Annotated in this window: 16 protein-coding genes; 6 read left to right on the forward strand and 10 right to left on the reverse strand. The window is 60.1% G+C overall.

The features are described 5' to 3' along the window. Positions 1 to 155 precede the first annotated feature (155 nt). Positions 156 to 638, forward strand: coding sequence for a glycine zipper domain-containing protein (locus tag J3P82_RS24535; RefSeq protein ID WP_305497521.1), 483 nt, complete (start codon positions 156 to 158; stop codon positions 636 to 638). 84 nt (positions 639 to 722) lie between these two features. On the opposite strand, the gene J3P82_RS24540 is transcribed toward J3P82_RS24535, so the two are convergent. From J3P82_RS24540 to J3P82_RS24575, 8 genes are all read right to left on the reverse strand, one after another. Then, on the reverse strand, positions 723 to 1,142 hold the full coding sequence (locus J3P82_RS24540; RefSeq protein WP_434559276.1) for an acyl-CoA thioesterase: 420 nt from the start codon (positions 1,140 to 1,142) through the stop codon (positions 723 to 725). A 49-nt stretch (positions 1,143 to 1,191) separates the two neighbouring features. Further along, the gene (locus tag J3P82_RS24545) at positions 1,192 to 2,418 is read right to left on the reverse strand and encodes a 3-hydroxyacyl-CoA dehydrogenase NAD-binding domain-containing protein (protein WP_434559278.1); all 1,227 of its coding nucleotides are present in this window, start codon (positions 2,416 to 2,418) and stop codon (positions 1,192 to 1,194) included. A gap of 107 nt (positions 2,419 to 2,525) precedes the next feature. Then, positions 2,526 to 4,454 (reverse strand): RecQ family ATP-dependent DNA helicase, encoded by a 1,929-nt coding sequence (locus J3P82_RS24550; protein WP_434559280.1) that lies wholly within the window; start codon positions 4,452 to 4,454, stop codon positions 2,526 to 2,528. Between the two features lie 197 nt (positions 4,455 to 4,651). After that, a complete protein-coding gene (locus tag J3P82_RS24555; RefSeq protein WP_434559282.1) occupies positions 4,652 to 4,879 on the reverse strand; it encodes a pyocin S6 family toxin immunity protein in 228 nt (75 codons plus the stop codon). Further along, positions 4,876 to 6,075 (reverse strand): colicin E3/pyocin S6 family cytotoxin, encoded by a 1,200-nt coding sequence (locus J3P82_RS24560; RefSeq protein WP_434559284.1) that lies wholly within the window; start codon positions 6,073 to 6,075, stop codon positions 4,876 to 4,878. Before J3P82_RS24560 ends, J3P82_RS24555 begins: the two co-directional genes overlap by 4 nt. Positions 6,076 to 6,284: 209 nt before the next feature. Beyond that, positions 6,285 to 7,829: a phosphoenolpyruvate carboxykinase gene (locus J3P82_RS24565; protein ID WP_434559286.1), complete on the reverse strand. Its 1,545-nt coding sequence runs from the start codon at positions 7,827 to 7,829 to the stop codon at positions 6,285 to 6,287. 178 nt (positions 7,830 to 8,007) lie between these two features. Then, the gene (gene hslO, locus J3P82_RS24570) at positions 8,008 to 8,910 is read right to left on the reverse strand and encodes an Hsp33 family molecular chaperone HslO (RefSeq protein WP_434559288.1); all 903 of its coding nucleotides are present in this window, start codon (positions 8,908 to 8,910) and stop codon (positions 8,008 to 8,010) included. A 236-nt stretch (positions 8,911 to 9,146) separates the two neighbouring features. Beyond that, positions 9,147 to 9,551, reverse strand: coding sequence for a S4 domain-containing protein (locus tag J3P82_RS24575; protein ID WP_186639054.1), 405 nt, complete (start codon positions 9,549 to 9,551; stop codon positions 9,147 to 9,149). A 294-nt stretch (positions 9,552 to 9,845) separates the two neighbouring features. On the opposite strand from J3P82_RS24575, the gene J3P82_RS24580 reads away from it, so the two are divergent. Continuing rightward, positions 9,846 to 10,268 (forward strand): ATP-dependent zinc protease family protein, encoded by a 423-nt coding sequence (locus J3P82_RS24580; protein WP_238340396.1) that lies wholly within the window; start codon positions 9,846 to 9,848, stop codon positions 10,266 to 10,268. Further along, positions 10,265 to 11,170 (forward strand): 30S ribosomal protein S6--L-glutamate ligase, encoded by a 906-nt coding sequence (rimK, locus tag J3P82_RS24585; protein WP_003196697.1) that lies wholly within the window; start codon positions 10,265 to 10,267, stop codon positions 11,168 to 11,170. The genes J3P82_RS24580 and rimK overlap by 4 nt, the downstream gene beginning before the upstream one ends. Before the next feature lie 84 nt (positions 11,171 to 11,254). Here rimK and J3P82_RS24590 read toward each other — a convergent pair whose 3' ends face one another. Both J3P82_RS24590 and ompR read right to left on the reverse strand, forming a co-directional pair. Then, positions 11,255 to 12,568, reverse strand: coding sequence for an ATP-binding protein (locus J3P82_RS24590; protein WP_434559290.1), 1,314 nt, complete (start codon positions 12,566 to 12,568; stop codon positions 11,255 to 11,257). A 107-nt stretch (positions 12,569 to 12,675) separates the two neighbouring features. Beyond that, positions 12,676 to 13,416: an osmolarity response regulator transcription factor OmpR gene (ompR, locus tag J3P82_RS24595; RefSeq protein ID WP_003186825.1), complete on the reverse strand. Its 741-nt coding sequence runs from the start codon at positions 13,414 to 13,416 to the stop codon at positions 12,676 to 12,678. A gap of 356 nt (positions 13,417 to 13,772) precedes the next feature. Here ompR and J3P82_RS24600 point away from each other — a divergent pair, with 356 nt between their 5' ends. The 3 genes from J3P82_RS24600 to gshA all read left to right on the forward strand — a co-directional run bounded on the left by J3P82_RS24600 (position 13,773) and on the right by gshA (position 18,244). Further along, a complete protein-coding gene (locus J3P82_RS24600) occupies positions 13,773 to 16,097 on the forward strand; it encodes a Tex family protein (RefSeq protein WP_434559292.1) in 2,325 nt (774 codons plus the stop codon). Then, positions 16,097 to 16,480 (forward strand): PaaI family thioesterase, encoded by a 384-nt coding sequence (locus tag J3P82_RS24605; RefSeq protein WP_434559294.1) that lies wholly within the window; start codon positions 16,097 to 16,099, stop codon positions 16,478 to 16,480. Before J3P82_RS24600 ends, J3P82_RS24605 begins: the two co-directional genes overlap by 1 nt. A 180-nt stretch (positions 16,481 to 16,660) precedes the next feature. Continuing rightward, the gene (gene gshA, locus J3P82_RS24610) at positions 16,661 to 18,244 is read left to right on the forward strand and encodes a glutamate--cysteine ligase (protein WP_434559296.1); all 1,584 of its coding nucleotides are present in this window, start codon (positions 16,661 to 16,663) and stop codon (positions 18,242 to 18,244) included. The last annotated feature ends 9 nt before the right edge of the window (positions 18,245 to 18,253 follow it).

Consider the following 18,253-nt stretch of genomic DNA (forward strand, 5'->3'; position numbering starts at 1 on the left):
CCGAAGTAGCTAAAGACCGGCAAAAACACCTTAAGTTCCATACTGAAAACAATAACTTAGCCAATTGTGCACAAGTCGTGTTACTCGTCGGATTTCGATTGTAACCAAGCGAAGCCAGCCTCAGGATCGCGCCGTCATCCCTTTGAGGCTCCTCTATGAAGTTCTCCTCCATTCTCTTGTTGTCCCTTGGCCTGATCAGTGGCGTCGCATCTGCCGGCGGTACCGCCGAAGCAGGTGTAGGCGGCGCATTGGGCGGGGTTTTGGGTTCGGTCGTCGGCCAGTCCCTGGGCGGCAACACCGGTTCCACTATCGGCGCGGCCCTGGGCGGCGCGGGCGGTAGCGCAGTCGGCGCAGACAAACGTAGCCGCGGCGAAGCGGCAATCGGCGGCGCGCTGGGCGCAGCCGGCGGTAACGTGGTCGGCCGTAGCGTGGGCGGCAGCACAGGTAGCCTGATCGGTGCCGCAGCGGGCGGTGGCGCCGGTGGCGCGCTGGGTAACTACATGGGCAAGGACGACGATGATGATCGTTATGAAGGTCGTCGTGGTGATCGTCGCTACTACCGTGATGGCCACCCGGGCCGTGGCCATGCCTATGGGCATCGCAAGCACAAGCACAAACATCGCTATCACGATGACTGACGGTTGGTTTAATCCAGATCGTTAAAAAGATCGCAGCCTTCGGCCGCTCTCGTCAGAGAACGTCCGGAGGCTGCGATTTTCGTTTCAGGCCACCAAGGGTTCCAAAGCCCGGCGTAGCCGATCCGGGATCGCCACGGGCCGGTTAGATGCCCGGTCCACGAATACATGCACGAAGCGCCCCGCCGCACAGGCTTCATCCTCTCCCACCTTGAACACCGCAAGCTCGTATTGCACGGAGCTGTTGCCCAGTTTTCCGACGCGCAGGCCAATTTCAATCCGATCTGGGAAAGCGATTGACGCAAAGTAATCGCACGCCGAACTCACGACGAAACCCACCACGTCTCCCTCATGAATATCCAAGCTGCCGGTCTCGACCAGATAGGTATTCACCGCCGTATCGAAAAAGCTGTAGTAAGTGACATTGTTGATATGGCCGTACACGTCGTTGTCGTGCCAGCGGGTGGTCACGGGCTGGAAGTGCAGATACTCGCTGCGTTGGGGCATCACGTGTCCTTAGGGTTATCAGTTTTGGGGCTGGGTGCCGGACCCAGGGCTACCGCTGGGAGAAGCCCTTGCCTTGCGTCGCCAGTTCGCCGATCAAGCGAGCAGGCTTCCATTGGTCGCCCTGCTTTGTCTCGAGCTCCAGCAAGCGCGCGTGGATGTCCCTAAGCCCTTGCTGGTCGGCCCAAGCCATTGGGCCTCCCTTGTCTGCCGGAAAACCGTAGCCGTTGAGGTAGACCAGGTCGATGTCGTGGGAAGACTCGGCAATGCCCTCCTGGAGAATCTTCGCGCCTTCGTTGACCAGCGCCAGCAAGCAGCGCTCGAGAATTTCCTCAGGGCCTATTTCGCGCCGCTGAAAGCGCAGCTCTTCGCTGACCCGCTGTACCAGCGCGTCGACCTCGACATCATGCTCAGCATGCCGGCTACCCGGTTCGTAATGGTAATACCCGTTGCCACTTTTCTGGCCGAACCGGCCCAACTCGCACAGGCGATTGTCCACTTGCACCTCGGGCGCATCCTGTCCCTGCCCCGCCAGCTCGCGGGCGCGCCACTCCAGATCGATCCCGACCACGTCGTACATGCGAAACGGCCCCATGGCGAAGCCAAAGCCTTGTAGCGCCGCATCGACCTGATAGGGGAAAGCTCCCTCCAGCAGCATCTTGCGCGCCTCAAGCACATACGGGCGGAGCATGCGGTTGCCGATGAACCCATGGCAATTGCCCGATACAACACTCACTTTGCCCATGCGTTTGCCCAACGCCAGCGCGGCGTCCAGCACCGCCCTGGAAGTTTGCGCGCCACGAACGATCTCAAGCAGTTTCATGATGTGCGCCGGGCTGAAGAAATGCAGGCCCAGCACCTGGGTCGGCCTGCGTGTGGCGGCGGCAATCGCATCGATGTCGAGCGCCGAGGTGTTGCTCGCCAGAATAGCTTCAGGCTTGAGCAAGCCGTCCAACTCGCGAAAGATCTTCTGCTTGAGCGGCAGGTTCTCGTAGACCGCCTCGATGACCAGGTCCACGTTGCGGATCGCCGTATAGTTGTCCGCTCGCGTGATCCGGGCGGTCCGGGCGTCGGCTTCGCCCTGGTCGATACGGCCTTGGCGTACGTTATGAGCATAGGTGTCGGCCACCGCAGCCAGCGCTTGTACGAGCATCTGCGGATTGTTATCGACCCACTGCACCGCAACGCCGGCATTGGCCAGGCACATCACAATGCCGCGCCCCATGGTGCCTGCACCGACCACGGCGGCGCGCTGGATATCGAAGGATGTCTGGCTCATGTTTGCTCTCTTGTTGGCGATCCAAAGACAGCCATCACCATAGTCAGCCACTCACTATTTTTGAAATTTATTCGTGTGATGAAGGGCATTCAGCAGATGGATGCAGCTTACAAGTGAGCCTGGCTCCGATGACGCACCTGCGCGTAGGGATACTCCTCCAATGCGGCATATCCACGGATCGTTCGCGCCTTCAGTTTGGTGAACAGCGGTACGCTGATTCCGCACAGGAAGCGGGTCAGCCGCTCGGCGGTCGGTAAACTGCCGATGACTTGCTCATGCTTGTGGATAAAATCGCCACACAAGTCATCGAAGTTTTTATCCACAAGCGCCGGCAGCGGTGGTGGTTCCGGCAGACAAGCGACATGCCCGTGACACACCGAACAGTGCCCACACTGCGACGGCGCATTTTCATCGCCAAAATACTGCGCCAATCGATAACCAAGGCAGCGGTCCGTGGCAAACAGCTCGAGCATGGCGTGAACCCGGGCAATTTCAGCTTCCTCATGCCGGGTGAAATCAGCATGCAGCTCGAGGCTTAAATCCTGAGAGTCGAAGTTCGCTTCCAGGACGTTGTAGACCTCGGTCATCTGCTTGCTTTCCAGCTCGATCCAGCCCTTCTCGTGAAAAAAATCCAGCGCCTTTACCACACGACTACGCTCGGCGCGATATTGCTGGTACATCCCATCGAAATTCACCGTTGCCCAGGTCCGTGCGCGGCTGGAGGTCTGGATGATGGCCGCGACGAAATCCTTTCGCTCACCTTCGAAACGTTCCAGCAGGAGCTGCGGCTCGGTGAGGAATTTGAAGCGATACTCAGCGTAATAGGCATAGCGCGGCGCGATCAGCCGCCGCAGTTCGAGCTGGACCAGCAGCGTCTTGAGCGGCAGTTGCCGGATGTTGCTCTTGTCCGCCAACGGCCCGAGCAAGAACTCCCATTGCCCGTCGCCGGCAGCGGCTTTCAGCTCGTCGAGCACGCAGCGAATGCCTGCCAGTTCAGGGGTATCGCCGTACACGAAGTTTTCCAGGATGTTGAGGCTGTCCCGGTTGGCCAACACCAGGCAATCGGACGGCTGTCCGTCCCGCCCCGCCCGACCGATTTCCTGGCTGTAGTTCTCGATGGATTTGGGCAGGTCGAAATGCACCACGTTGCGAATATCGCTTTTGTCGATGCCCATGCCGAACGCGATAGTCGCGACGATGCAATTGGACTGTCCGCCCATGAAACGCCGTTGGATGGCTTCGCGCTGCTCATGAGGCAGCCCGGCGTGATAGGCCTCGGCCTCGATGCCGTGATGACTGAGGTGCTCGGCGATCTGCTCGGCGGTGCGCTGCAAGGTGACGTAGACGATGCTCGCCTGCCCGGCCCGCTCGCCCAGCCACTGCACCAGCCGCTGACGCTTGTCCACGCCACGCACGGGTTCGACCAGCAAGTTGAGGTTGGGACGGTAGAAACCTGTCGTCACCACATCGGCGGCGGCGATGGAGAACTTCGCCTGCATGTCGGCGATGACCTTCGGGGTCGCGGTGGCCGTTAGCAGCAGTACCTGGGGAATATTGAACTGATGCTGGTAATCGGGAAGCTTGAGATAGTCCGGGCGGAAGTTGTGCCCCCATTCGGAGATGCAATGCGCCTCGTCGATCACCAGCAGTGAAATCGGCACCTGCTGCAGGAAATTGCGAAAGCGCTCGTTCTTCAGTCGCTCCACAGAAACCATCAGGACCTTCAACTCACCCGAGCGCACTCGCGCCATCGCGTCGTTGGCTTCATCACGACTCTGGGCCGAATCGATACTGGCCGCCGCGATGCCGTGACGCTGCAGGAACGCCAGTTGATCCTGCATCAGCGCCAACAGCGGCGAGACCACCACCGTCAGATGTGGCAACAACAAGGCCGGCAACTGATAGCACAGGGACTTGCCCGAGCCGGTGGGGAAAATCGCCGCTGCCGACCGACCGGCAAGGATCGCACCGATGGCGGCTTCCTGACCGGGACGAAACTGTGGATAACCGAAAACCTGTTCCAGGGTGCTGTGCATAAGCGGTCGCTCCTTTGACTGCTGTGATGCCCAAAGCCTAGCCGGGCAGCGCAGCGAGTCGAGAAAAGGTCAGGTCAAAAAACAATACCGGATGATACAGCCTGGTTGCCTCTGGCTTGACCATAAGGCGATACAAATCCGGGCGAACTGACCTTTCGTCTTAGCTCCTTTCGCTCGTTAACGTGTGCCATTGAAGGTTATTCGCATGATGTTAGGTACAGATCAAGATCTTCGGGTAAAGCCAGCGACGCCAAGCGCTCGATTTCAAGAATTTGTTTCGTAGAAAGCCTGAAATCAGCGCCGATATGTTCGACGTTATTGGTCCAGTCCATCACGGGGGCCAAGTCCTCTACTGACAGGTTGATGCTCTGCTCAAATACCAATTCTTCCTTGCCTGGATAAAATCCCAATACAGCAAAGCTCATGGTTCAACCTCCCTTGTCTTAATCGCTTTTTTGGTCTGTTCGCCCGTGATGTGATTAAACTCGCCTAAATGTTTGCCACGTGGATTGTACTTTTCAAGGGCGCCATGCTGACGGTCCCATTCATAAATATTTCCTTTGCGGTCGTGCCAACGTGGACGTAACCCTCCACCTCCTTGTACGGGAGTTTTAGCCCGACCGCGAACAAGGTCAGGAAAAGCAGGAAGTACGCCTTTCGGAGTCGGGTGATATTTGTGGTCAGCAACGCCGTACACGATATATAACGGCGAAACCCCCGACCCCAACGGAAACACAAGAATGAAATCCTTGAACTCCGGCGGATAAATCGGGTTGACAATGATGCTGTCCGCCATGGGCGTCGGCGGGAATATCCAGATGCGCGGTGCCTGTGGTGCAGCCTCCAGCGCCGGGATGCCTAACGTGGAAGCGGGATCCACTGCCGGCGTCCAGATCAACTCGACCCCATCGCCAAAGTCAGCCACTTGCTGCTCGCCACGAGTCTGGAACGTCACCACCGGGATCATCTCCCAGTCACGCCTTGACTGGGTGTTGTAGCCATACCCTTTAAGCGTCCCGTCGGCCTGGGCCTCGACATGTAGCCGAACCCGAGTGCGCGCCTGTTCAAGGGAGCGCAGTTGCTCTTCGGTGTATAGCGAACCGTCAGCCAGATTCGAGGGCATCAGCAGCCCTACCAGCCCCACCAGCGCGCCCGCCACCACGGGTGCAGTGACCGCCGCGCCAGCACCCAGCGAGGCCAGCGCCGTCCCGCCCAGCGCCAACGTGCCGATACTCGCCGGTAACGCTCCGCTGATTGTCTTCAACGGTGCGCAGCCTGACTCGTTAACCTCACGACCACCTAACAATGTGAACGCGCCATAAGCGCTCAGCATTTCCGTCGGGATGTAGCCGGTAAGATTGTGGTAGTTGATGATCGCGGCAGGCAGTTCGCAGGACTTGGCGAATACACAACCCCTCATGACCACGGGTTCTTTTTCCCGTGTCCGAGCCAGACGCTCGCTCATGTAGGCCTCTTGCCTGGCGAGCATATCCTCGAGGGACTTCTGATCGGCGTCCCTCTTCGCCAACTCGTCAAAGGTCATGTCCCGCGCCACCTTGTAGCGCCAGTCGCCGCCCTGATATTCCCAGACCTGTGGAACGTCTTTTTTAGCTCTCGTCATCCTTGGACCTTGCCGTTACCTTAAAAGGCGCGGCAAACCTTACCGCGCGCCTCAAGGAGCGCTTGCCGGACGGTTCCGAGACCGTCGTAAGAGCTTTCTTTATTTTCAGAGCAATCCAGGCGCAACGATGGGATATGCAGGGAATGAAAAAATAGCCGCCCAAAAAAAAGCCGCCCTGAAGGGCGGCTTTCTCATTTTCGAAGCAAATCTTACAACTGCGGACCCGCCGCCTTGATCGCGTCGCTCACTTCGAACTTCTTGAAGTTCTCGATGAACAGACCGGCCAATGCCTTGGCCGCTTCGTCATAGGCGGATTTGTCGGCCCAGGTGTTGCGTGGGTTCAACAAGCCAGTCTCGACGCCTGGAACAGCCAGCGGCACGTCCAGGTTGATGATGTCCAGGTGTTCGGTTTCAGCACCGATCAGCGCGCCGCTCTGGATCGCCGCGATCACCGCACGGGTGGTCGGGATGTTGAAACGCTTGCCGACGCCGTAGCCGCCGCCGGTCCAACCGGTGTTGACCAGGTAGACCTTGGAGCCGAAACCACGGATGCGCTTGATCAGCAGCTCAGCGTATTCACCGGCTGGACGCGGGAAGAATGGCGCGCCGAAGCAGGTGGAGAAAGTCGACTTGATGCCGCTGCCCGAACCCATTTCGGTCGAACCCACCAGTGCGGTGTAGCCGGACAGGAAGTGGTAGGCGGCTTGCTCTTCGCTGAGGATCGACACCGGTGGCAATACGCCGGTCAGGTCGCAGGTCAGGAAGATCACGGCATTTGGCTCGCCGCCGAGGTTTTTCGGTGCGCGTTTTTCGATCAGCTCACGCGGGTAGGCAGCGCGGCTGTTCTGGGTCAGGCTGTCGTCGGCGTAGTCGGCTTTCTTGGTGACCGGGTCCAGGACCACGTTTTCCAGGACGGCGCCGTGCTGGATGGCTTTCCAGATGACCGGCTCGTTCTTCTCGGACAAGTCGATGCACTTTGCATAGCAGCCGCCTTCGATGTTGAAGACCACACCCACGCCCCAGCCGTGTTCGTCATCGCCGATCAGGTAACGGCTTTCGTCTGCCGACAGGGTGGTCTTGCCGGTGCCGGACAGGCCGAAGAACAGGGTCACGTCGCCGTCTTCGCCCATGTTCGCGGCGCAGTGCATTGGCAGCACGTCAACAGCGGGCAGCAGGAAGTTTTGCACGGAGAACAGGGCTTTCTTCATTTCACCGGCGTAGCGCATGCCGGCGATCAGCACTTTCTTGGCCGCGAAATTGATGATCACGGTGCCATCGGAATTGGTGCCGTCACGCTCAGGCTCGCAGACGAAGTCCGGTGCGTTGAGGATCTGCCACTCGTCCTTGCCGCCGGCGTTGTACTGCTCGGGGTTGATGAACAGGCAACGGCCGAACAGGTTGTGCCAGGCCGTCTCGGTGGTCATCTTGACCGGCAGGTAGTGCGCAGGATCGGACCCTACATGCACGTGGGAGACAAAACGCTCGCGCTCACCCAGGTAAGCTTCGACACGGTTCCACAGGGCATCGAACTTGTCGGCCGGGAACTTGCGGTTGATCGGGCCCCAGGCAATGGCGTCCTGGGTGGTCGGCTCTTCCACGATGAAACGGTCAACCGGCGAACGACCGGTACGATGACCGGTACGAACAACCAGTGCGCCAGTATCGGCAAGCTCGCCTTCACCGCGATTCAGGGCTTCTTTGACCAGATCATCGACACTCAGATCGGTATACACGGCGTTATTGGCTTGCGTCATGAGATTCCCCGTCGGCCCGTGGCCGAGTGCTCCAAACGTTTTGTAGTAGGAAGTCGCGCACTACTACCCGAAAAAAGTGGGCCGGATTATGCCAGAAAAGCCCAAAAAAAGTAGGGCCCTCCGGTCAGTACGGCGTAAAACCGGCGTTTGCTAGGAGATTTACCTGCGCTGAACCGTTTTAGTGACGAGTATCTGACGGTGTGTCGACACCCGCCCCAGCGAACAATTGCGTAATGTCCGCCGCGTCGAACAGGTAGCGCTCATTGCAAAACTGGCAATCGACTTCGATGGCCCCGCCATGCTCGATCACCAGTTGCTGCGCATCTTCCAGACCCAGACTGACCAGCGCATTAGCGGAACGTTCACGAGAGCAACTGCATTCGAAGCGCAACGGCTGACCGTCGAACAGGCGTACCTGCTCTTCGTGGTAGAGGCGATGGAGGATGGTTTCGTTGTCCAGGCCCAGCAATTCATCGGCGCTCAAGGTGCTGGCCAGAGCGGTAACGTGCTGCCAGCTGGCATCGCGATCTTCCGGATCCCGGATGCGGTCGGCGGGCAGTTGCTGCAGCAGCAGACCACGGGCGCGCCGGCCGTCGGCGTAGAGCCAGAAACGGGTGTTGGTCTGTTGGGACATGACGAAATAGTTGGTGAAACACTCGGCCAACGTCGCCCCGTCGAGGTCGACGATGCCTTGGTAGCGCTGGCCTTGGGTCGGGTCGACCGTCAGGGCCAGCACGCCGTTGGGCATCATGTCGGCCAGCGTCGCGTCGGGGGCGATCTGCTCGGCGTGATAACGGGCCAGGCCACGAATCTGGCGCTCGCTGGAGCATTCGATCATCAACAGCGGCACCGGGCCTTCGGAACGGGCCTGGAGAATCAGCAAGCCATCGAACTTCAAGGTACCCACCAGCAACGCCGCCGCCGCCATCAGTTCGCCGAGCATTTGCGCGACCGGCTCCGGATAGGGGTGCTTGGCGAGGACTTCGGCATAGCTACGCTCCAACGCGACCAGCTCGCCACGGGCGTCGCTGTCGTCGAAAATGAAACGCTGGGTGTAGTCGGTGTCCGGTAGATCAGTCATAAGGTCTGGTATCTGAAGTGATGACAAGTGATGGCGGTCATTTTATGGGCATTCGGGGTGGGTTCCAAGCAAGGCTTGGGTTTGCCTGACGGGAAGGACTGCCCATCCACATTTGCAGTGCTGTTGTGGCGAGGGAGCTTGCTCCCGCTGGGCTGCGCAGCGGCCCCAAAATCTTACGGTCGCTGCGCAACCGAGCGGGAGCAAGCTCCCTCGCCACAGGGGCCTCAAAGCCGGGTTTAATCGCTATTACTGCCATGAAACTTGAACAAGTCCCGACGCTGTTTCTTGCTCGGTTTGCCATCGGTACTTACACCCAAGGCGCCGGCCTTGCGTTGCGCTGCCGCGGCTTCACGCTTGGCGATACTGGCTTCGGTTTCCCGATACAGCGCCTGCGCTTCCGGCGCGCCGCGACGTACGATCGACAGGGCCTCGACCACCACGGTCTTCTCATCGAACCCGGTACGGATGACAAATTCATCACCGATGCGTGGCTCTTTGCCAGGCTTGCAACGCTCGCCCCGATGATGAACCTTACCGCTTTCGATGGCCGCCTTGGCCAGTGCACGGGTCTTATAGAATCGCGCCGCCCACAGCCATTTATCGAGACGAACCTTGTCGTCCTCTTCGTTTTTTTGTGCCACTGCCATTCCTCTTTTCAACCAATAGCCAGAACTGTACTACCGTTTTTGTCGGGCGCACGAATCCGATCAGACAGATAGAATGCCCGCCGAACCGCCCACGCGCTTGGCCGGGGTCGGTATCGGTTACAAGCGCAAACATGTGTGTAGATAACTGTCGCCATTTTGTGATTATTCTGCGTGAATACCGCGATTCGCGGGTCCACGAGCCGATGTGCCGATTGCAGGTTGTTTTTATTGAAGACTTTTGACCATCTGACCGTCGTCGGTCTGCGCGAATGGGTGGCGCTCCCAGATCTGGGAGTCGCTGGCTTGCGGGCGAAAATCGACACTGGCGCCAGCACTTCCAGCCTGCACGCCACCGATATCGAGCCCTTCGAGCGCGACGGTGAAAAATGGGTGCGTTTCACCGCGCACCTCGGGACGGTGGTGCAGTTGCGCCATCGTCGCTGCGAAGCGCCACTGGTGGCCCGCAAGACCATCAAGAGTTCCAACGGCCACGCCCAGGTCCGCTACGTGATCAGCACCACGTTGGCGCTGGGCGATCGGTTCTGGCGGGTCGAGTTCACCCTGGCCTGCCGCAAATCCATGCGATATCGCCTGTTGCTGGGTTCCAAGGCCTTGATCGACGGCCAGTTGGTGGTCAATCCAGGCATCAAATACGTTCAAGACAAGCCGGCGTTCCCGGCGTCCACTACCTCTGCCACAGGTGTTGCATGAAGATCGCTGTGCTGTCGCGAAATCCGCGTCTGTATTCCACTCGTCGCCTGGTTGAGGCCGGGACCGAACGTGGCCATGAAATGGTGGTGATCGATACCCTGCGCGCCTACATGAACATTGCCAGCCACAAGCCGCAGATCCATTATCGCGGCAAACCGCTGGAAGGCTTCGATGCGGTGATTCCACGCATCGGCGCATCCGTGACGTTCTATGGTTGCGCGGTATTGCGCCAGTTCGAAATGATGGGCGTGTTTCCCCTCAATGAGTCCGTCGCGATTGCCCGCTCCCGAGACAAGCTGCGCTCTCTGCAATTGCTGTCTCGGCGCGGTATCGGTTTGCCCGTGACCGGCTTTGCCCACTCTCCCGACGACATTCCTGACCTGATCGCGATGGTCAACGGCGCGCCGCTGGTTATCAAGGTGTTGGAGGGCACACAGGGCATCGGCGTGGTCCTCTGTGAGACCGCGACGGCGGCGGAATCGGTGATCGAGGCGTTCATGGGCCTCAAGCAGAACATCATGGTCCAGGAATACATCAAGGAAGCCGGTGGCGCGGACATTCGCTGCTTCGTGGTCGGTGACAAGGTCATCGCCTCGATGAAACGCCAGGCCAAGCCAGGCGAGTTTCGCTCCAACCTGCATCGCGGCGGCAGCGCGAGCCTGATCAAGATTACCCCGGAAGAACGCATGACCGCCCTGCGCGCAGCAAAAGTCATGGGCCTGGCCGTGGCGGGCGTGGACATCCTGCGTTCCAATCATGGGCCGCTGGTGATGGAGGTCAATTCCTCGCCGGGGCTGGAAGGGATCGAGACCACCACCAGCAAGAACGTGGCGGGGATCATCATCGAGCATTTGGAAAAGAATGGCGGGCCGAACATGACCCGGACCAAAGGGAAAGGTTAAAGAAGCAGCTATGAGCCGCAAGCTACAAGCTGCAAGCTGAACCGCTTTAACTTGCAGCTTGCAGCTTATAACCCGTAGCTGCCTCTATACCGCATCCCTGGGCAACATCAACCCCAACGGCAAGCGCACCCGAGCCTCCAGCCCGCCGCCGACGCGGTTGCGCAACTCCACGTTGCCGCCATGCATCGAAGCAATGCGCTTTACGATAGCCAGGCCCAGGCCGGTACCCTTCCCTCCCCGGGCGCGGTCGCCGCGGGTGAACGGATTGAAAATGGCTTCCAATTCGGACGGATCAATGCCGGCGCCTCGATCCATGACGCTCAGCACCACGTAAGGCGCGCTGGTGTCGCCAGAAACATAAGCAGCGACTTCCACACCCGTACCGGCGTGATTCAGGGCGTTGCCAATCAGGTTGTTCAGCAACCGTTTCATCGACACGCGGCGTAGCGGGAACGGCTGGATCGGTTCCAGGCGCAAGTGGACTTTTTCCTCGTTCTGGTTATAGGGCGCGGCCACCTCCCGTACCAAATCACTGAGGTCCACTTCCTCCACCGACTCATCGCGACCGTCGCGAATAAACGCCAGGAATTGGTCGAGAATCGCATCCATGTCTTCGATATCGCGGACCATTTCATCGGTCAGGTCGGTATGCTCGCCCATCAGCTCCAGTGACAGCCGTAACCGGGTCAAGGGCGTGCGCAAGTCGTGGGAAACACCGGCGAGCATCAGCTCGCGCTCGCGCCCTGCCTGTTCGACATCCTCCGCCATCTGGTTGAAGGCGCGGTAGACCTCGGTCATCTCGCTGGGCGTATCGCTGACCGGCAACCGTACGCTTCGACCCTGGCCCAGTTGACGGGCGGCGTAGACCAGGCGCTTCAACGGCTGGTTGAGCTGGCTGACGAAGATCCACGCCGAAGCAGTTGATAACAGGCCGATTGCGAGGAACCAGCCAAGCACGTTCCAGATTTTCTGGCCGCGCAATGGATGAGGGTACAGCGGCACTTTCAGCCAACCGTCCCCCAGGCTCGGGGCACGGACCCACAAGGCCGGCGGTGAGTGCATGCGCAGTCGCACTTCGGTATCGGCGCCCAGTTCGTCCTGCATCTGGCGTTGATAGATCTCGCTGTACGGCCAGTGCTGCTCCCCTTCCGGCACGCCGGCACCGACGACCCGGATCAACGTTGCCGCTTCTGCGATCTTCGCTCGATTGGTTTCGTCGGCCGCCCAGTAGGCGCGCAAGGTCAAGGCAACGCCGTGACTGTATTGGCGATCCACCAGCACGTCCTCGTTCATCAATAGATAAACCAACGTCAGCGCCTTGGAAAAAAGCACGACGATCAGCACCAGCCAGAGGGTGCGAGAGAAGAAACTCTGGGGGAACCACACGGGGGTTTTCATGAAATAACCGCTACATACTTGCAGGAGCGAGCGATGCTCGCACAATGACGGATCGCGAGTCGCCTGGAAAATATCCAGCCAGGCCACCCGCTCCTACAAATCGCTGATCACTTGCTGGCGGCGCCATCCGGCACGAACACGTAGCCTACGCCCCAGACAGTCTGGATATAACGCGGCTTGGACGGGTCGGGCTCGATCATTCGGCGCAGACGGGAAATCTGCACGTCGATGGAGCGCTCCAACGCATCCCACTCCCGGCCGCGGGCCAGGTTCATCAACTTGTCGCGGGTCAGCGGCTGGCGCGCATTCATCACCAAGGCCTTGAGCACCGCGAATTCGCCGGTGGTGAGCATGTGGATCTCGTTGCCACGCTTGAGCTCGCGAGTGGCCAACGACAGCTCGTAGTCGCCGAAGGTCACGCTTTCGTCTTCGCTGCCCGGCGCGCCTGGCACCGGAGCCGACTGGCGACGCAAGACCGCCTTGACCCGAGCCATCAGTTCATCCGGGTTGAAAGGCTTGGCCAGGTAATCGTCGGCGCCCAACTCCAGCCCTTTGATACGACTCAGTTCGTCGCCCTTGGCGGTGAGCATGATGATCGGGATCTGGTTGTTGGCACCGCGCAGGCGACGGCAGGCTGTCAAGCCGTCTTCGCCGGGCAGCATCAGGTCAAGGACCACGAGGTTGAAAACCTCACGGGCCAGCAGCCGATCCATTTGCTCGGTGTTCGGTACGGTGCGGGCGCGGTAGCCCTTGCTGACGAAAAAGCGTTCCAACAGGCTGCTGAGCCCTGGATCGTCATCAACAATCAGAATTTTTTCGCCTTCAGCAGTTTGTGCAGTGCTGCTCATAGGAAGCTCCTTTGATCTTGGCGCGCATTATGGCTTAGCTGCCGTTATACGCACCGTGTGCATTGTTAGCAGATTTTTCCTCTATCTCCAGCGATCCTCCTATCAAGCGCACGTTTCACGACGCCCCCGAACAGCGGAACGCTGGTTATAATGCGCGGCCTTTGGCGCCAGCACGTGCCGGATCGTTACACCGGTGCGGCGGTTTCTCCTCTGGCCAGGCAGCACTTTTTGAATTTAGCGGGTCAATTGGCAGCCTCTTGACCCAGGCAGCGGCGCACCCCAGGCCGCTCAACCAGTCTCGTCGAGCCCGGCTTGTGTGGCGGCGAGCCTGATTTCACAATTTGTCAGGTGGTTTTATGGACAGCATCAACAGCCGCATCGCCGAGGAACTCGGCGTACGCCCACAACAGGTCGAAGCGGCCGTCGCGCTACTCGATGAAGGCTCCACGGTACCTTTCATCTCCCGTTACCGGAAAGAAGTGACAGGCAGCCTCGATGACATCCAACTGCGTCATCTGGAAGAGCGCCTGCGCTACCTGCGAGAACTCGACGAACGGCGCATCAGCATCCTGGCCAGCATCCAGGAACAGGGCAAGCTGACCCCGCAGCTTGAGCGCGACATCACGCTGGCCGACACCAAGACCCGCCTCGAAGACTTGTACCTGCCTTATAAGCAGAAACGCCGCACCAAGGGCCAGATTGCCCTGGAAGCCGGCCTCGGCGAGCTCGCCGATGGCCTGTTCAACGACCCGACCCTGGCCCCGGAAACCGAAGCCGCGCGTTTCGTCGATGCCGAAAAAGGCGTGGCAGACGTAAAGGCCGCGCTGGAAGGCGCCAAGTACATCCTTATGGAGCGCTTCGCCGAAGACGCCAACCTATTGGAAAAACTGCGCAACTTCCTCAAACAGGAAGCCATCCTCAGCGCCCGCGTCATTGTTGGCAAGGAAGAGGAAGGCGCGAAGTTCCGCGACTACTTCGAACACGATGAACCGCTCAAAAGCATGCCGTCGCACCGTGCCCTGGCGATTTTCCGTGGACGCAACGAAGGTATCCTCAGTTCCGCGCTGAAGGTCGGTGAAGAATTGCCCGGCACCATGCACCCGTGCGAAGGCATGATCGGCCAGCAGTTCCGCATCCAGAACCAGAACCGCGCAGCCGACAAATGGCTGGCCGAAGTGGTGCGCTGGACCTGGAAGGTCAAGCTCTACGCCCATCTGGAAACCGACCTGCTTGGCGAATTGCGCGAAAACGCCGAAACCGAGGCGATCAACGTATTCGCCCACAACCTGCACGACCTGCTGCTGGCCGCACCGGCCGGCCCACGCGCTACCCTGGGCCTGGACCCGGGTCTGCGCACCGGCTGCAAGGTGGCCGTGGTGGACTCCACCGGCAAGCTGCTGGACCACGCCACGGTCTATCCGCACGTGCCGCACAACAAGTGGGACCAGACCCTCGCCGTGCTCGCCGCCCTGTGCGCCAAGCATTCGGTGGACCTGATCGCCATCGGCAACGGCACCGCCAGCCGCGAGACCGACAAACTGGCCGCCGAGCTGATCAAGAAATACCCGGCCATGAAAATGACCAAGGTCATGGTCTCCGAGGCCGGCGCGTCGGTTTATTCGGCGTCGGAACTGGCGTCCAAGGAGTTCCCCGACCTGGACGTGTCGATCCGTGGCGCGGTGTCCATCGCCCGTCGCCTGCAGGATCCACTGGCGGAGCTGGTGAAGATCGACCCCAAATCCATCGGGGTCGGCCAGTACCAGCACGACGTTTCCCAACTGAAACTGGCTCGCGGCCTGGACGCGGTAGTGGAGGATTGCGTGAACGCCGTGGGCGTGGACGTGAACACCGCTTCGGTGGCGCTGTTGGCGCGCATTTCGGGCCTGAACGCCACGCTGGCGCAGAACATCGTCACCCACCGCGACGAACACGGCGCGTTCAAGACCCGCGCCGCGCTGAAAAAAGTGCCGCGCCTGGGTGAGAAAACCTTCGAACAAGCCGCAGGCTTCCTGCGTGTCATGAACGGCGATAACCCGCTCGACTCCTCGGCGGTCCACCCGGAAGCCTACCCGCTGGTGCAACGCATCGCCGCCCAGACCGACCGCGACATCCGCTCGCTGATCGGCGACGCCGCGTTCCTCAAGCGCCTGGACCCGAAGAAATTCACCGACGAAACCTTCGGCCTGCCGACCGTCACCGACATCCTGCAGGAACTGGAAAAACCGGGTCGCGACCCGCGTCCTGAATTCAAGACCGCCGAGTTCCAGGACGGCGTCGAAGACCTCAAGGACTTGCAACCGGGCATGATCCTCGAGGGCGTGGTGACCAACGTCACCAACTTTGGCGCGTTCGTTGACATTGGCGTGCATCAGGACGGTCTGGTGCATATCTCGGCGTTGTCCGAGAAGTTCATCAAGGACCCGCGAGAAGCGGTGAAGGCCGGCGATGTGGTGAAAGTGAAGGTCATGGAAGTCGATATCCCGCGCAAACGCGTCGGCCTGTCGATGCGCATGAGCGACACGCCGGGCGAGAAAGTCGACGGTGCCCGCGGTGCGCGTCCTGGCTCGACGCCGCGTCAGTCGCAGAACACCGCGCCGCGCAAGGAAACCGCTACGGCGGCTCCGGCCAACAACGCCATGGCCTCGCTGTTCGCCAACGCCAAGCAGTTGAAGAAACGCTGATGGACGCGCCGGCCGGGTTAGTGGAAAGCGCCTTTTTCAAGCTGCTCGGCTGCCGCCTGCACAGCCTTGGGGACGGGGCGGCGCAAGTCGCCCTGGCCCTTGAGCCGCCGTTGCGCAATCGTGGTGGCAAACTGCACGGCGGAGCGTTGTTCAGCCTGGTGGACATCGCCATGGGGCTGGCCTGCTCCAGCGTCCATGGTTTTGACCAGCAGAGCGCGACCATCGAATGCAAGATCAACTACATTCGCGCCGTGTCCGACGGCGAGGTTATGTGCACTGCCCGGGTCATCCACCCGGGGCGGCGCACGCTGGTGGTCGAGGCCGAGGTGATGCAAGGCGACAAGCTGGTCGCAAAAGCGCAAGGCACGTTCGCTGTCCTATAGCTCAGTGTCATCGATTTGGGTTAATTTCGACGCCATGAATGCAGCGGCGAAATCCCCTGTGGGTTGCGATGACTAGCCTTTGGCATATAAACCAGGCGACTACGCCAGTTTTAACTTCACCCTTGTAGACCGTCTTGCCCACCCCCATATTGGGGCGACTGACGCGTGAAGGAATTCAACTTGAGCGACCTTTTAAACCGCCGCCTGGCCCTGCTCGGCGAGCGCGCCAACCTCTCCCTGCTCGAACAATGCCTGCATGGCATCGAGCGTGAATGCCTGCGCGTCACGGAAAATGGCCAACTGGCGCAGACACCGCATCCAGAGACGCTGGGTTCGGCGCTGACCAACGAACAGATCACCACCGACTACTCCGAGTCGCTGCTGGAGTTCATCACGCCGGCGCTGGCCAACCCGGCCGACACCCTGCATAGCCTCGACAAGATCCACCGGTTTGCCTACAGCAAACTCGGTGATGAATACCTGTGGAGCCCTTCGATGCCGTGTCCGCTGCCGGCGGAAGAGGACATTCCGATTGCGTATTACGGCACCTCGAATATCGGCCGGCTCAAATATGTCTACCGCAAGGGTTTGGCCCTGCGCTACGGCAAGACCATGCAATGCATCGCCGGCATTCATTACAACTTTTCCCTGCCGGAAAAGCTCTGGCCGCTGCTCCGGCAGGACGAAGCCAGTGACGTCAGCGACCGCGATTTCCAGTCGTCGGCCTACATCGCGCTGATCCGCAATTTCCGGCGCTACAGCTGGCTGCTGATGTACCTGTTCGGCGCCTCGCCGGCCTTGGACGCCGGCTTCCTGCGTGGGCGCCCGCATCAGTTGCAACAGCTGGATCCGGACACTTTGTACCTGCCGTACGCCACCAGCCTGCGCATGAGCGACCTGGGTTACCAGAGCAACGCCCAGGCTGGCTTGACCCCCTGTTACAACGACTTGGCAAGCTACACCGACAGCCTGCGCAAAGCGGTGGCAACCCCTTACGCGCCGTATGTCGAAATCGGCACTCACCAGAACGGCGAATGGGTACAGCTCAACACCAACATCCTGCAGATCGAAAACGAGTACTACTCCAACATCCGCCCCAAGCGCGTGACGTATACCGGCGAGCGCCCGATCCAGGCGCTGATGGCCCGTGGGATCCAGTACGTCGAAGTGCGTTGCCTGGACATCAACCCTTTCCTGCCGATGGGCATCGACCTCAGCGAGTCGCGGTTCCTCGATGCGTTCCTGTTGTATTGCGGCCTCAACGACAGCCCGCAGCTGGAAAACAACGAATGCAGCAACGCCACGAGCAACTTCCTGACCGTGGTCAAGGAAGGTCGCAAGCCAGGCCTGCAACTGCAGCGCCAGGGCCAATCGGTGGACATGCAAGCCTGGGCCATGGAACTGCTGGAAAAGATTGCTCCGCTGGCCGCCCTGCTTGACCAGAGCCAAGGCGGTGATGCCCATCGCCAGGCTCTCGACGCGCAACAGGCTAAAGTCCGCGACCCGTCGCTGACGCCGTCCGCCCAGGTCTTGGCCGCCATGGCCGAGCACCGGGAAAGCTTCGCCCAGTTCTCCCTGCGCCAGAGCAAGGCCCACGCCGAGTTCTTCCGCGCCGAACCGTTGTCGACCGAAGAGCAAGTCGCGTTCGAAGAAACCGCTCGCCAGTCCTTGGTCCAGCAAACCGAGCTGGAGCAGAACGAGGTGGGGGATTTCGACGTGTTCGTGGGTTCTTACCAGGCGAGCATCCTGGCGATCAGTAACTGACTTTCCTCT

Source organism: Pseudomonas sp. Z4-20 (assembly GCF_051131955.1).
Taxonomy (GTDB): Bacteria; Pseudomonadota; Gammaproteobacteria; order Pseudomonadales; family Pseudomonadaceae; genus Aquipseudomonas; species Aquipseudomonas marvdashtae.

Bases quoted from the DNA above. Each gene is read 5' to 3' on its own strand.
- J3P82_RS24535 (WP_305497521.1), top strand. From the start codon at position 156: ATGAAGTTCTCCTCCATTCTCTTGTTGTCCCTTGGCCTGATCAGTGGC.
- J3P82_RS24540 (WP_434559276.1), bottom strand. From the start codon at position 1,142: ATGCCCCAACGCAGCGAGTATCTGCACTTCCAGCCCGTGACCACCCGC.
- J3P82_RS24545 (WP_434559278.1), bottom strand. From the start codon at position 2,418: ATGAGCCAGACATCCTTCGATATCCAGCGCGCCGCCGTGGTCGGTGCA.
- J3P82_RS24550 (WP_434559280.1), bottom strand. From the start codon at position 4,454: ATGCACAGCACCCTGGAACAGGTTTTCGGTTATCCACAGTTTCGTCCC.
- J3P82_RS24555 (WP_434559282.1), bottom strand. From the start codon at position 4,879: ATGAGCTTTGCTGTATTGGGATTTTATCCAGGCAAGGAAGAATTGGTA.
- J3P82_RS24560 (WP_434559284.1), bottom strand. From the start codon at position 6,075: ATGACGAGAGCTAAAAAAGACGTTCCACAGGTCTGGGAATATCAGGGC.
- J3P82_RS24565 (WP_434559286.1), bottom strand. From the start codon at position 7,829: ATGACGCAAGCCAATAACGCCGTGTATACCGATCTGAGTGTCGATGAT.
- hslO (WP_434559288.1), bottom strand. From the start codon at position 8,910: ATGACTGATCTACCGGACACCGACTACACCCAGCGTTTCATTTTCGAC.
- rimK (WP_003196697.1), top strand. From the start codon at position 10,265: ATGAAGATCGCTGTGCTGTCGCGAAATCCGCGTCTGTATTCCACTCGT.
- J3P82_RS24590 (WP_434559290.1), bottom strand. From the start codon at position 12,568: ATGAAAACCCCCGTGTGGTTCCCCCAGAGTTTCTTCTCTCGCACCCTC.
- ompR (WP_003186825.1), bottom strand. From the start codon at position 13,416: ATGAGCAGCACTGCACAAACTGCTGAAGGCGAAAAAATTCTGATTGTT.
- J3P82_RS24600 (WP_434559292.1), top strand. From the start codon at position 13,773: ATGGACAGCATCAACAGCCGCATCGCCGAGGAACTCGGCGTACGCCCA.
- J3P82_RS24605 (WP_434559294.1), top strand. From the start codon at position 16,097: ATGGACGCGCCGGCCGGGTTAGTGGAAAGCGCCTTTTTCAAGCTGCTC.